A 12896-nucleotide genomic window follows, 5' to 3' on the forward strand; every position below is an offset into this window, starting at 1 on the left:
GCGTCCGCATGTCATTACAAGGCAAAACCCTGTTCATCACCGGCGCCAGTCGCGGGATTGGTCGCGAGATTGCGCTGCGGGCCGCGCGCGACGGGGCCAACATCGTGATTGCCGCGAAAAGCGCCGCCCCTCACCCCAAACTGCCCGGCACCATCTTCAGCGTTGCGGCGGAAGTCGAAGCTGCGGGCGGCAAGGCGCTGGCATTGGAGGTGGATGTGCGCGAGGAAGCCATTGTGCGCCACGCGATGGCTGACGCCAGCGAACATTTCGGCGGCATCGACGCACTGATCAACAATGCAGGAGCGATCAAGCTGACCGGCGTGCAGCACATCGAACTCAAGCGCTTCGACCTGATGCACCAGATCAACACCCGCGCCGTGCTGCTGTGCAGCCAGGCCGCCCTGCCCTATCTGAAAAAATCCAGCGGCCACATCCTCAACCTGTCACCGCCGCTGAACCTGGCCACCAAATGGTTCGCCCAATACAGCCCCTACACCGTCACCAAGTACGGCATGAGCATGCTCACCCTGGGCATGAGCGAGGAATTCGCCGCCTACGGTATCAGCGTCAACTCTCTATGGCCGCAGACCATGATCGCCACCGCGGCAATCGAGTTTCAGCTCGGATCGCGCGAATCATTCAAACATGCCCGCACACCCGCGATCATGGCGGATGCCGCCCACATCATTCTCGACAGCAGCTGTCGCAGCATTACCGGTCGGTTGCTGATCGATGAGGAGATTTTGGGCGAGCATGGGGTGACGGATTTTGAAGGGTATCGGTATGCACCGGACAGCGACGCGCTGCTGATGCCGGATCTGTTCGTTGATTGATGGATCTACACACACCCTGTAGGAGCTGCCGAACGCGGCCCGAGCCTTCGGCAGCTTCTACGGGAGTTATTCAGTGGTCATCTCGACCGATCAATACTCGATCCGCACGTCACCCTTCGGCACGCTGCAGCAAGACAGGATGAACCCTTCGGCTTCGTCTTCCTCGGTAATCCCGCCGTTGTGTTCCATTTCCACTTCGCCGGCAAGCTTCATTACCTTGCAGGTGCCGCAGATGCCCATGCCGCAAGCCTTGGGGATCATCAGGCCCAGTTTGGCGGCAGCGGCGTGAACGGTTTCGCCCGGGGCCACGCGGATGCTTTTGCCGGAGGCGGTGAATTCCACCTGGTTCAGGTCGGCGGCGTCGATTGCGGGGGCGTCGGCCGCTTGTTCAGCGTGTTCCTCTGCATCGGCGATTGCCTCTGGCGGCGTGGCGCCGAAGGACTCTTCGTGGTAGCGCTTCATATTGAAGCCGGCGTTCTCCAGCAAGCGCTTGACCGCGTTCATGTATGGCGTTGGGCCGCAGCAGAACACTTCCCGCTCAAGGAAGTCCGGGACCATCAGTTCGAGCATCTTGTGGTTGAGATAACCGCGGTATCCGGCCCACGGCTCACCAAAACCGTGTTTCTCGCAGATCAGGTGCAGGCTGAAGTTTTCGATCCGCGACGCCATGTGCTCCAGCTCGCGGTGATAAATGATGTCTTTCGGCGAGCGGGCGCTATGGATGAAGGCCATATCGACATTGCCGTTGGTATCGAAGAACCAGCGCGCCATGGACATCACCGGGGTGATGCCCACGCCGCCGCTGAGGTACAGCACTTTCGGGTTCGGAAAGTCGATGGCGTTGAACAGCCCGACCGGGCCGTGCACCGCCAGTTCGTAGCCTTCATGCAGGGTGTCATGCAACCAGTTCGAGACCTTGCCGCCCGGTACGCGCTTGATCGTCACCGAGAAGCTGTATGGCACCGACGGCGAGCTGGAAATGGTGTACGAACGCATGATCTGCTGGCCTTCGATTTCCAGCTCCAGGGTGACGAATTGCCCCGGTTTGAAGAAGAACATGATCGGCTGGTCGGCCATAAAGCAGAAGGTGCGCACATCCCAGGTTTCCTGGATGACTTTGACGCAACGGACAATGTGTCGACCATTGGCCCAGGTCTGGGTGGTTACCGGGTTCAGGAAGTTGTTGGACATGCTGATCTCCACGGCCGACTACCGGCCTTTATGTTGGCGATTCTGCGTATAGAGCAGCCCCGCCATTTACCTATCTGCGACATTGACATACTTATCGCGACCAGCCCCCAATTACCGGGGGTTGCGCGTCGGGAACAGATTGGGCCATGTCGCCCATGGATAAGGTTCCGGGGAGCGCCGGCCCCACACTCGCCCCATACCAAGACACAACCTTTACACCTTGCGTAGCAAACCTGATTAGCCACTTTCGCCGGCCACACAGAATGGCCTTGAGGATTAAACGATGGACGTCACCACTACCCTGAGCCTGGGCGATCCACTGGAACCCGCACGCAAGGCCACTGCGCAGATGCTGCAAGAGCGCGAGCGCACTTTCTCGCTGCCGCAGCCGTTTTACTCTGACGAGCGGCTGTTTGATATCGACATGCAGGAAATCTTCCAGAAAGAGTGGTTGATCGCCGGCATGACCTGCGAGATCCCGACCAAGGGCAACTACCTGACGCTGCAAGTCGGCAAGAACCCGATCATCGTGATTCGCGGCGCCGATGGCGTGGTGCATGCGTTCCACAACGTCTGCCGCCACCGCGGTTCACGGCTGTGCACCAGTGAAAAAGGCAAGGTCGCCAAACTGGTCTGCCACTACCACCAGTGGACGTACGAGCTGGACGGTCGCCTGCTGTTCGCCGGCACCGAAATGGGCGCCGACTTCGACATGAAGCAATACGGCCTCAAACCGGTGAACGTGAAGACCGCCGGCGGTTACATCTTCATCAGCCTGGCAGAAAACCCGCCGGCCATCGATGACTTCCTGTCGACGCTCAGCCATTACATGGAACCGTACGACATGGAGAACACCAAGGTGGCGGTGCAAACCACCTTGATGGAAAAAGCCAACTGGAAACTGGTGCTGGAAAACAACCGCGAGTGCTACCACTGCGGCGGTTCACACCCCGAATTGCTGAAAACCCTGCTGGAATGGGACGACGTCACCGACCCGCGTGCCGACCAGGCCTTCAAGGACCACGTAGCCGCTTCCGCCGCTGCCTGGGAAGCCGAGAAGATCCCTTACGCCCACGCCAGTTTCGGCCTGCGTAACCGTATCGTGCGCATGCCGCTGCTCAAGGGCACCGTATCGATGACCATGGACGGCAAACAGGGCTGCGCCAAACTGATGGGCCGCATCAAGAACCCGGACCTGGGCTCGATGCGCATCCTGCACCTGCCGCACTCGTGGAACCACTGCATGGGCGACCACATCATCGTGTTCACCGTGTGGCCGATCAGCGCCCAGGAAACCATGGTCACCACCAAGTGGATCGTCCACAAGGACGCGGTCGAAGGCGTGGACTACGACGTGGAGCGCATGCGCCAGGTCTGGGATGCGACCAACGACCAGGACCGTCGCCTGGCCGAAGAGAACCAGCGCGGGATCAACTCCACCGCGTACCAGCCAGGGCCTTACTCCAAGACCTATGAGTTTGGTGTGGTGAACTTCGTGGACTGGTACAGCGAGCGCCTGCTGAACAACCTCGGGGCCGAGCCTGCGCCTTACCTCAAAGGCGTGCCGGTTCAGGGTTAATCAAGATCAAAAGATCGCAGCCTGCGGCACCTGTAGGAGCTGCCGCAGGCTGCGATCTTTTCAACGGCAACGCACAATTACTGTAATACCGAAGACCACCGCACCGAACCATCCTCGCCAATAAACGTCTCTTCGATGTTCTCCCCCACCAGCCGCACCTTCACATAACCGTTCAACACCCGATCCGGGTACGCCTCATCCCGCGCATTCTGCGTTTCCGACCACAGCACCCCCGGATGCCCGTTCAGCTCGCTGGCATTGCCATAGGGAATCGCCCCATGCCCTGCGCAACGTGCATGCAAGCCACCTTGAGTGGCATAGCAGATGCCGTTATGCAAATGCCCCCAATACCAGTAATCCGGCTCGCGTCCCAAGGCATCGCACACCGGCTTGTACAACGCGGTCTTGTCACGCCCGGTAATGTCAAAGCCCTGGTGATGACTGAGCACCATGATCTTCTTGCGTTTGGGCAAGTCTTTCATCCAGTCGATCTGCTGCTTGTTCAGCGCGCCGTCCATATACAGGTTGATTGGACTGGAGGCATAAGCCGAGTCGATCCCGACCACCAGCCAGTCATCGTTGTACAACGCAAAATAACTGGTGCCCTGCTGTGCTGGAAAACGCTTGGCCAGTTCCTTGAAGTAGCCATGGGCGCCGCTGTACATCTCGTGGTTGGAGTTGAGGGTGAACGAGCCGTGCTTGCCCATCGGCCAGCCGACCATGTCGACGTCTTCCTGGGAGCGGGTGCCGGCGTAATACACATCCCCCAAATGGATGGTGAAGTCGGCCTGGGCCAGTTGCATCTGATTGGCCACCGCTACCGCCGGGGCATGACTGTCGAACGGCCCGGTGCCCCAGTCGCCGGCGATGGCCAGGGTCACGTCACTGTCCATGCGCATCAACGCCGGATTGGTGGCGAACGGTGCGTGATGCCGCAGGTTCTCGATCCACTTGAGCAGCGCTTCGCTCCACAACAGATCCAGCAGCTCCCATTTGCGACAACCGAGCAGGCTACCGTCCTTGAGCACTCGGGTTTGCAGTTCATCTACCGATTGCGGCAAGGGGCTGGCGTTGCCGATGTGCAAGATCGACAAGCCGTGGGACAACTCCCACGGCACACTCGGTTGATCGTCCGGCATGTCGCCGTGCTTGAGCACGTATTGCGCCTGATCGTGCCCCCGCTGCAGCAGCGCGACGATGGCCTGGTACTCCTCAGGCTCAAGCTCACTGACGAGCTTCTTCCAGGCCATTTCCAGGCGGGTGACCAAACCATGCAAACGTAGCTTGACCTTGACGTACTCATGTTCCCAATGACTGACCAATGACATGTCGACTTCCTCCATCCGTAGTGGAATCACAGGGTTTTCATGAACTCGATGAGCGCCCGCTTATCGAGTTCCGACAATTGCGTGCCGTACAGGTGACCACCGTTGTGGTTGCCCTCCAGGCGCGTGTCGTATTTGAAGTCCGCCGAGGCTTTCACCTGCTCGCCACCGGTGACGAAGCCGACCTTGTCCTTGTCGTAAATGTCGGAGCCGGTGAAGAACACCTGCGGCCGCAGTTCCGGTGGTTGCAGCAAATCCCACAGGGTCGGCACCGAACCGTTGTGCAAGTACGGCGCGCGCAACCAGATGCCGTCGGTGGGCGTGTTGCTGTAGCTCTGGGTCTTGCGGTAAGCGCCAAAGTCGAACGGCGGTTTCTTGAAGCCGTGGAAGGCTGTCACTAAACCGGTGGTGAACGAGTTCAGCCGATGGGGATCGGTGCCCAGTTCATCAATAGTGGTGGTGACCTGACCGGTGTCGGTGCGGCCGAAGTCATGGCAACCGGCGCAATTTTTTTCCCAGACCGGCTTGCCCCGGGCGATTTTGGCCTGATCCAGCGCGAACGGCCAGGCCGGTGCCTTGTGGCCCAGCAGCCAATTGGTCACCCGGTTGAAACTGTCCGGCAGCACCGACTCCGGCGTCGCGCCCACGGCCATGGCCGCCGCGTAGTTGCGCTCATGGATATCGTTGTTGTTGCCGTCCCAGTGCAGGTACAGCGACTCCCGGGGTTTCTGGTTCCAGACTTGCGGCAAGTCGACGGTGCCGATGGTCGAGTCATCCGGGAAGCCGAACACCACCATTTTCGTCGGGTTGAAGGTGTCGGTACGCCCCGGCCCTTGCGGTGCGCGCAGCTTCTGCCAGGCATAGGCCTGCTTTTGTTTGATCAGCGCGCTGGTGGCCATCGGGATGATCAGATAACGGTTGTACAGGCGCTCGAAGAACCCAAGCTGAAACTTGCTGTTGATCGCCGTCATCACCGCGTCAGGCGTGAATTTGGGGTCACTCGCGCAATCGTAGGCGAACCACTGGAAGGCCTGCAGCTGCAGGGTATTGGCCGGCGCGGAGGCCACCGGGGTCGCAACGTCGCTGGCATTGGCGCGGTAGGAGCCGGTGTGGCACAAGGCGCAGTTGGGCTCCACGGTCGGGTAGCCGATCTGCCGCTTGGCCATGCCGATCGGCAGGTCCTTGCCGTTCTCGTAGAGGAAACCGAACACTTCGTAACCGCCGGGCTTCGGCAGTTTCTCCGGGCACATCTGCGGCAACACGGCGAACAGGTAATAGGGAATCCGTGCTTCGATGCCCAGCCCGATGGCGGCGTATTTGTAGTGGTCTTCGTCAGAAGCGTATCGCTCGGCCGGCACCACTCGCAGCATCTGGTACCAGGTTTCGTAGCCGATAAACCCCAGCGCCAGCACCACGACCAGCGTGGCGACCTTGAAGCTGTGCCGCCGCCAGCGTCGCGCCCACGCTGCGCACCACTCACGCCAGCCATCGCGAAGCAGGGCGAACGGCCGATTGGCCGGCGCGCTGCCCAGGTACAGCAGAATCCCGAGGATCAGGAACATGCCCAGGTCGCCCAGCAGCATCGGCACGAACACCTGGGCCTGGTTGCTGGTGTTGATCAGGTAAATCCAGAACGCCACGGCGACCAACCGCGACAATACGCACAGCCACGAATGCACCACGTATTTGGGGGCATTGAAGCCTGACGGCATGTAAAAAAGGCTGATCCCCACCAGCAACATGCCGGCGTTCTCCAGCCAAGGATCGGAGAGTTGTGGAGGCATCCCGAGCATCGAGGTCAGCAACGCCGGTGCAAACAGCGCCGGAATCGCGAAGACCATGTTCATTGCGATGCCTATCCAGATGAAGCGTTGAAACCAGCGGATGTAACTGTCCATGGCATCCATTTCCTTGTAGTCGCCAATCCCAAGTCAGCACACGGCTATTGTGGCGAGGGAGCTTGCTCCCGTTCGGCTGCAAAGCAGTCGTAAAACCAGAAAACGCGGTGTATCTGATCGATCGCATCCTCAGGTTTTGGGGCTGCTGCGCAACCCAGCGGGAGCAAGCTCCCTCGCCACAAAAAGCCCGATCAGCCGAGGGCGGTTTTCTCCAGGTGCTGCAGGATGATCGGGTACACATCGACCACCGCGTTCTTGCCGAACATGCAGTCAATATGCCCGTAACCCGGCACCACATGCCGGCTGTAGCGCTCCGGCCCATGGACTTTGCACACGCGCTCATAGGTCCTGAGCGTGCTTTCGGGCAAGTAGCACTGATTGTCTTCGCCGCTGATGAAGCAGATCGGCATGGTCAGCCGGTCGAAGTGCGGCATGTAGACGTCCTGGCCCTTGAAGTCCACCAGATGGCCTTTGCGCAGGATCAGCGCCAGGTGTTCGAAGGTCTGTATGTTCGACTCACCGAACAGCTCGTGCAGGTTGTCGTGCAGGGTTTCGTTGAGTGTGTCGTGGCGGTACAGCGACGCGTACATGAAGGTGATGCGGTGGCACACCGGGTTGGTGCAGTAACCTTGAGCCTCGATGCGGGCGTAGATGTTGAGGGCCTTGTCATAGAGTTTGTTGAACCAGCTCTCCTTGTTGTCGGCATACGCGGTGAGGGATTTGATGCCGATGGCGTCGAGCATCCCCGGCAAATGCAGACCGGCCTTGAGCCCCGTTGCCGTGGCGACCACCGTGTCCGCGGCGATCTGCGAACAGACCACCGAACGCACGCCCTGCAATCCGGCCAGCAGTGACATGAAGAAGGTCGTCGCGCCGTAGCAATGCACCACGCACTGCACGTCAGCGGCGAGGGTGGCCTGCTGGATATGCTCGATGGCGGCCTTGAAGTCGTACTGGGCAATCTGGTCGCCGTTCCATTCATGTTTGCTGGCCGGCAGCAGGATGCTGACCCGGAAATCCAGGAGCCAGACGTCGTACTCGTGCTTGCACAGGTACTCCAGCAGGTTGGTCTGGATGGTGTCGGTGGAGAAAATATTCGAGCCCACACCCAAACCATGCACCAGCATCACCGGCCCCTTGGTGCCGCCCTGATAACGGGTCAGGCGGAGCTGGACGCTGTCTTCGGTCTGGAAGAACTGCACGCTTGGCGTCGGCGCATCCAGCGGCCGTTTCTGCCGGGGCGGCGCATCGGGGTTGAAGTAGATGTCGCCCGCGAACACCCCGCCGTAGCTCTCCCACAAGATGCCGGCGAAGAACTTGCCGAACCGCGCCAGCCCTTCAATGCGCTCACGTTCGTTGCGCGCGTTGAGCACCTTCATGGTGGTCATCTGCTTGGCAAAATCGGCCGGCTCGATGTGCATCACCCCCGAGCCGATCACCTCGCCTGTCTTGTCTGGCCCGCGATACAGCGTCACATAGAGCGTACTGGTGTCGTGCCAGACGTTCAGCACGCCGTTGTCTTCGGGCACGGTCTTGAATGCGCTGAAGTAATAATCGCTGCCGTCCTCAGCGGTCAGCTTCATGTCGTAATTCATGTGCCGCACGCCAACCTGTTCCTGATATTCCTCGAACAGATTGAACACACCATTGCTGGCGGTCAGTGGTTCCGGCGACAAGCCCGGCGCATCCAGAGAGCCGACCAGTGTCGCGGCGTGTTCTGGCTCCTTGATCATGCGATTGAGGTCGTTGGCGGTGATGGTCAAGGTGAATTCGATCGGCGAGTTATCCGACTTGCCGCGTTTGGCCGCCGCTTCGTAGAGTTTGAGATCGGTGCCCTGGGGCTGGGTGAAATCTTTGGAGAAATAGCCCTTCATGGTTTCGGTGAACTGCACGCCGAGGGTCGGTGCCACCACCGGTTTGCGCGGTGCCGAGGGCAACGTGTAGTCGATGTGCCAACCACGATCGGCCGCCAGCAGCCCCATGTTGCGCTCGCTCACGGCAGAGATGGTCAGCAACGGATTGACCGCCAGTGAGGTCGGGATCACCGCACCGTCGGCCACGTATAGCCCGGCATAGACATCGGTGCCGCTGACGCCGCTAAACACCTGGCCCTTGTGGTTGACCACGCCTTGCGTCGCATCCTCGCCCATCACACAACCGCCCAATGGGTGCACGGAAACGATGCTGTGTTTGAGCAGCTCGGTCCAGATCGGGTTCTCGACCCAGATCCCGCCCAATGCCTTGGTGCTCTGGTGCAAGCGCTCGTTGCCGATCTTGACGTTTTCCTGCTCGCCAACGCCCGGCCAGTCGATGCGCAGCTGATCCTTACTGTCGAGCACCATGCGCCCCTTGCCGTCGTCGTGGCTCATGATCAGGTAGGTCTGCATGTTGTGCAGGGCGCCGTGGTACGGGCCGCGCAGGAAGCTTTCGGCTTCGCGCTCGGCATATTTGAGCTTGCCGGTGAAGCTGTCATCGGTGGGTTTGCCGATCAACCCGGCGAATGTGGCCATGCTCGGCACCATGGGCCGGCCGAGTGCGCCGGGAATCGAGCCTTCTTCGATAACCATGCGGCTGCGCCAGTCGCCTTCGGTGCGCATGTCGATGATCGAGGTGATGCACGGGCCGACCGGTTTCATTTCCGAGGCCGGATGGGCACCGAAACCGATGCCGTTGATCGTTTCATCGCAGTTGTGGCCGAAACCGAGGATGTCGCCATTGCCGCTCATGTTTTCGCCGAGCTGATCGGACGTCGACAGGCCTTTGTCCCGAGAGCGCAGGAGGATTTCGGTGGACCCCAGGGTGCCGGCCGACACCACGACAATGTCCGCCTTGACGAACAGCGTCGGCGCGGAGAATTTCTCACGGCCGCTGTCCAGGTATTGGAAGTGCACGATCCAGCCATCGCCGTCGCGCTCCAGATGCCGCACCTCGGCCTGGCAGAAAATCTCTGCGCCGTGGTTGCAGGCATCCGGCAGGTAATTCATCAACGTGGTGTTCTTGGCCTTGTTGTTACAGCCCGAAACGCAGTCGCCGCAGTGGTTGCACGGCAATTGCTCGACGCCGACGTGGTTGAGGTTGTTCGGCAGTTTGTCGAAGGTCACGTTGATCGGCGGCTTGTAGAAGTGCGCGCCTTGCTTGAGGTAATCGGCGGACTTCTGGTTAGCCTCGAGTTTGGGCAAGGTCGGAGCGGTTTTCGGATAGGGATTGGGCTTGAGCATCTCCCGAGCCCGGGCGTATCCGTCCTTGAGCAGCGTGTCGCGATGTTCACGTACCGCCAGCGGCCAACGCGGATCGTCGAACACACCGGGTTCCGGTTCCAGCGCGACGTTGGCGTTGATCAGCGACGTGCCACCCAGGCCGCAACCGACCACTACGTTCTGCTGGGCGTTGACGTGCAGGTCGAACAGCCCGGTGCGCGAACCGATGTGCCCGTCCGGGTCATGCACTTGCAGCTCTTCAGTGGCCGCCAGCATCGTATTGGGGTATTCGCCGGGCTGGATTTCCCGGCCTCGCTCCAGCAGGCATACCCGCTTGCCGGCCCGGGACAGGCGCGACGCCGCGATCCCGCCGCCGTAGCCGGAGCCAATGACGATCACGTCGTAATGTTCCTTGATATCGCTGATGGGCGTGGCGATCCGTGTCATGGGTCATTTCCTCTCAGGCAGATGGAGCAACTCTGCGGTTGCCTGCAATCGATAGACGAACAAACGCCTGGTCACCGGGCACGGTCGGGCCTCAATGGCAGCGGCGTAATGGCATAAGGGGGCCAGGTGCTATAGACGAGCGCGCTGATTGGCGGCGCGACGATGAATCCGCTTGTGCAACAAGGTGGCGGATGTCGGGACACAGGTCGTGCAGGGGCTTTGGTGCGAATGTGGCTGCGAGCGATGTGGCTGGCTATCCATCACGCGTTCTCCCTGAACCAGATGTGGATAAGTGACAGTTGTCCTTATGCGATGAGAGTGAAGACAGGCGACAGATCGAAGTCAAGGAAGTGCCTTAGAACTGTATGAAATCTGATCTATCGCGTTCCGGCCTATACGGGCCGTGGCTTACAGGGTTCAGCGAACAAGTTATCCACATCTCCACCCACAGCAAATGGGGACAACTGTGGGTGACAGGCTAAATCTATTCACAAAAACCGAAGAAAAACCGTGACTTATCCAGAAGCAGGGTTTTAGCCAGACACTGGTTATTTTTTAATCAGAAGCTTGCAGAGCACGGTTTACATGGCGCGCAGGGGATGGCGAACACCTTATCCACAGAAGCACCAACAGACTTTGGGGGCAACTTTGCTCGTTCTGTGGAAAACCGCTGAAACCCGCGAGAATTCGGGGTTTGCGGGAGGATTAGTGGGGGAAAACGTCGAATTGGACAATATTTGATCAACCTACTGAAAGCCGCGATCTATATGGGCTGTAGCGATGGGCGAACATGTTATCCACAGAAGCGCCAACAGAGATTGGGGGCAAGTGTCGGCCAGTGAGCGAGGTTATGCTGTGGAAAAAGCCCGAAAAAACCGTGGCTTAGGCTGGTTGTTTTTTGTACGGAGGGCTGCAGGGCTTGATTGGCATGGGGTGTAGCGAGGGGCGAACATGTTATCCACAGAAGCGCTAACAGGGATTGTGGGTAATGTTGGGGCCAGGTGTTGGGAGTGCATATCCATTTCTGCGGTAACGGCGGCTTATGGTTCCGCTCTTACAGCGGGTCACTTTGGAAAAGCGCCAAAGTAACCAAAACGCTTTTGCCCCGCCATTCGGTGCCTCGCCTAGGCTCGGCATGCCCTCACTCCGGCATTGCTCCGGGGGCCCGCCGCCATCGGCCATCCATGGCCGGGGGCGGCTACCGCGGCATCCCTGCCGCGGTGCCCCCTGCGCAACGCCTGCGTTCGGCCTCTGGGAAAGGGGCGTACAGATCAAGATCAAAAGCCAAAGCAAAGCAAAGCAAAGCAAAAGCAAAAGCAAGATCAAAAGATCGCAGCCTCGCTTCGCTCGACAGCTCCTACAGGGAAATGCGTGCACGTGAGATCAGGCCGGCCGGTAGGCCGCCTTGCTTTTGATTTTGACGCACCGCCCCCTCGAGAGGCCGAGTGGAGGTTCTGCGTAGTGGGCAACCCGGCATGGATGCCGGGTTAGCCGCCCCCGGCCATGGATGGCCGATGGCGGCGGGCCCACGGAGCAGGACCGGAGCGAGGGCACCCTGAGCCTAGGCGAAGGGCCGAACGAAAGGGGCAAGAGCGCTTTGGTTACTTTCGCGCTTTTCGAAAGTGACTCGCTGTAAGAGCGAAACCGCCAGCCGCCATTACCGCAGTAAAGGATATGTACACAATCAAAACCGGCCTCTTAAGGCCGATGCATGAGATAGGCATCACCCGTCACCCGAATCATCGGATGAGGAACAACCTGGCAGGTTTTAACAATCCCAAAACCGTGGCGTTCATAAAAGCGCCGGGCCCCGATATTCGCCGCATAGTCGATCAGGCTCAGGCCGTTGAGTTCCAGTTGATCGGCACGCTGTTGAGCATGCTCGAGAAAGCGCACACCCAAGCCTTTGTTGCGCCAACCTTCATGCAGGGCCAGGCTCGAAATATAGAGGGTATCGGGGACTTCCATGTCGGCGTAAGGCGCCAGGACCGGATCAGTCACCGGAGCCGCCAACGGATCGTGACGCGTCACGTAACTGTGCATCATGCCGATGACCCGCCCCTGCACCTGCGCGATAACGCAGTTCTGATAGGAGAAATCGACATCTTCACGGGCGTAACGAATGGCCCCCACTTCCAGCAGATCCTGCCCGGGCTCCGCCAACTGGCTCCAGATGTAATCCGAAGCCCCCTCTGACGAAATCTGGAACAAACGGGCAATCTCCCGCGCATCCGTGCGCAATGCCGGACGAAATTCAACTTCCATTATTTCCCCATAAACTTCGGTGAGATGGTTTTCAGGCCTGCGTCTCCAGCACGTCAGGAGCACTTTGTGGCGAGGGGGCTTGCCCCCGTTTGAGTGCGTAGCACTCACAGGATCTTTGGTACATCAGAGATTTCAGGACTGCTGCGCAGCCCAACGGGGGC

The 12896-nt window shown here is 59.6% G+C and carries 7 protein-coding genes; 2 read left to right on the forward strand and 5 right to left on the reverse strand.

Translation table 11 applies throughout. The annotated features are described in order from the left end of the window. Positions 1 to 8 precede the first annotated feature (8 nt). Positions 9 to 833, forward strand: coding sequence for an SDR family oxidoreductase (locus ACEN9A_RS27495; RefSeq protein WP_258671385.1), 825 nt, complete (start codon positions 9 to 11; stop codon positions 831 to 833). A gap of 90 nt (positions 834 to 923) precedes the next feature. On the opposite strand, the gene gbcB is transcribed toward ACEN9A_RS27495, so the two are convergent. Then, on the reverse strand, positions 924 to 2024 hold the full coding sequence (gbcB, locus tag ACEN9A_RS27500) for a glycine betaine monooxygenase reductase subunit (RefSeq protein ID WP_258671386.1): 1101 nt from the start codon (positions 2022 to 2024) through the stop codon (positions 924 to 926). A 283-nt stretch (positions 2025 to 2307) separates the two neighbouring features. Between gbcB and gbca the strand changes: the two genes are divergently transcribed. Continuing rightward, complete coding sequence (gbca, locus tag ACEN9A_RS27505; RefSeq protein ID WP_019650289.1) at positions 2308 to 3603, forward strand: glycine betaine monooxygenase oxygenase subunit; 1296 nt, start codon at positions 2308 to 2310, stop codon at positions 3601 to 3603. A gap of 77 nt (positions 3604 to 3680) precedes the next feature. Here the strand turns inward: gbca and ACEN9A_RS27510 are convergent, their stop codons facing one another. The 4 genes from ACEN9A_RS27510 to ACEN9A_RS27525 form a co-directional block, all read right to left on the reverse strand. Then, a complete protein-coding gene (locus tag ACEN9A_RS27510; protein ID WP_258671387.1) occupies positions 3681 to 4931 on the reverse strand; it encodes a metallophosphoesterase family protein in 1251 nt (416 codons plus the stop codon). Positions 4932 to 4957: 26 nt separating this feature from the next. Further along, a complete protein-coding gene (locus ACEN9A_RS27515) occupies positions 4958 to 6826 on the reverse strand; it encodes a c-type cytochrome (protein WP_258671388.1) in 1869 nt (622 codons plus the stop codon). A gap of 191 nt (positions 6827 to 7017) precedes the next feature. Next, a complete protein-coding gene (locus tag ACEN9A_RS27520; protein ID WP_413387779.1) occupies positions 7018 to 10470 on the reverse strand; it encodes a GMC family oxidoreductase N-terminal domain-containing protein in 3453 nt (1150 codons plus the stop codon). 1698 nt (positions 10471 to 12168) lie between these two features. Continuing rightward, positions 12169 to 12735: a GNAT family N-acetyltransferase gene (locus ACEN9A_RS27525; protein ID WP_258671391.1), complete on the reverse strand. Its 567-nt coding sequence runs from the start codon at positions 12733 to 12735 to the stop codon at positions 12169 to 12171. Positions 12736 to 12896 lie beyond the last annotated feature (161 nt).

It is taken from the genome of Pseudomonas sp. Pseusp18 (assembly GCF_059506005.1).